The following is a 1,148-nucleotide window of genomic DNA, read 5'->3' as shown; positions in this document are numbered from 1 at the left end:
GCCTGCAGGTGCGCCATCAGGAACAGGCAGAAGCCGATCGCCAGCAGCGGCACCACCGGCACGCCCGGGCAGCGGAATGCGCGCGGCAGGTCGGGACGGGTCTTGCGCAGCACCAGCACCGCCACCGAGATCAGCGTAAAGGCCGCCAGCGTGCCGATATTGATCAGCTCGGCCAGCACGTTCAGCGGCACGAAGCCGGCAATCGCGGCAAAGATCAGGCCCACGGTCCAGGTGGCGAAGTAAGGCGTCGCATGCACGGGATGGACCGACGACAGCCGCTGGGGCAGCAGCCCGTCGCGCGACATGGCGAAGATCACGCGGGTCTGGCCGTAGGTCATCACCAGGATCACCGTGGTCATGCCCAGGATCGCGCCCAGGTCGACAAAGCCCGCCACCCAGTTCTGCCCGGCGTATTGCAGCGCCAGCGACACCGGGTGGTCGACGCCGGCGAATTTGGCGAACGGCACGATGCCGGTCATGATTGCCGCCACCACGACATACAGCACCGTGCATACCGCCAGCGAACCGATGATGCCGATCGGCAGGTCACGGCGCGGGTTGCGCACTTCTTCCGCTGCCGAAGTCACCGCATCGAAGCCGATAAAGGCGAAGAACACCAGCGCCGCCGCATTGAAGATGCCGCTGAAGCCGAACGGCGCGAACGGCGCCCAGTTGGCCGGCTGCACGTGCCAGACGCCGACCGCAATGAACAGCAGCACCACGCCGATCTTCACGGCCACCATCAGGTTGTTCACGCGCGTGGATTCGCGCACGCCGTACGACACGACCCAGGTGATCGCCAGCATGATCAGGCAGGCCGGCAGGTTGATCATGGTCTCCACGCCCGGCACCGCGCCCGGCGCGGCAGTCAGCGCCGCCGGCAGCTTCAGCCCGAAGCCCGCCATCAGCGACTGGAAATAGCCCGACCAGCCCACCGACACCGCCGAGGTGGCCAGCCCGTACTCCAGCAGCAGGTCCCAGCCGATCATCCACGCGACGATCTCGCCGAGCGTGGCGTAGCTGTAGGTATAGATCGATCCCGATACCGGGATGGCCGAGGCAAACTCCGCGTAGCACAGCGCGGCAAAGCCGCACGCCAGCGCGGCGATGACGAAGGACACGGTCAGCGCCGGCCCGGCGGTCAGCGC

Annotated in this window: 1 protein-coding gene; it reads right to left on the bottom strand. The window is 67.2% G+C overall.

Features of this window, described 5'->3' with window-relative positions:
- The coding region (locus J8I82_RS37715) for an amino acid permease (RefSeq protein WP_209765710.1) at positions 1-1,148 on the bottom strand (1,148 nt) is incomplete at both ends.

The sequence above is a fragment of the Cupriavidus consociatus genome (assembly GCF_017814975.1).
GTDB classification, from domain to species: Bacteria; Pseudomonadota; Gammaproteobacteria; order Burkholderiales; family Burkholderiaceae; genus Cupriavidus; species Cupriavidus consociatus.
This window is presented reverse-complemented; position numbering and strand designations above follow the sequence as displayed.